Source organism: Bowmanella yangjiangensis (assembly GCF_017255015.1).
Taxonomy (GTDB): Bacteria; Pseudomonadota; Gammaproteobacteria; order Enterobacterales; family Alteromonadaceae; genus Bowmanella; species Bowmanella yangjiangensis.
In genome coordinates this window covers 1-386 of record NZ_JAFKCS010000681.1, presented here as the reverse complement: position 1 = coordinate 386, position 386 = coordinate 1, and the positions used below count along the sequence as shown (strand labels likewise).

At 64.5% G+C, this 386-nt stretch carries 1 protein-coding gene; it reads left to right on the top strand.

Going from position 1 to position 386, the window contains the following annotated elements:
- Positions 1-129: 129 nt before the first annotated feature.
- On the top strand, positions 130-386 hold a 257-nt coding region (locus J0A65_RS26245; protein ID WP_463452448.1), incomplete at its 3' end, for a PleD family two-component system response regulator.

The window sequence follows — 386 nt, the reverse complement described above, 5'->3', positions numbered from 1 at the left end:
CCGGCTCCGCCGCGCTGCCAATCCGTATTGCACTTTCAAAGCCTAACGGCGGTCAGTTGTGGAACACCTGGGCGCAGATGCCGTTCTGCGCCTTTACTGTTCGGTAGACAGGTAGCCGTGGAGGTCGCCATGCGCGGGATGCTCGACAGGCCGGAACAGGAGCTGATTCTGGTCGCGGACGACTCACAGGAGGTGCGCGAGCGCATCGGCGCGCTGCTGGTCGAGCGCTACCAGGTGCGCCTGGTAGCCGCTGACCAGGCGCTGGCTGCTGCCTGCGAGGTGCCGCAGCCGGACCTGATACTGCTCGGCTGGCAGGATGACTATGCGCTCTGCCGCCAGTTCAAGCGTGAAGCGCAGACCCGGCATATCCCGTTGATTCTGGTGAC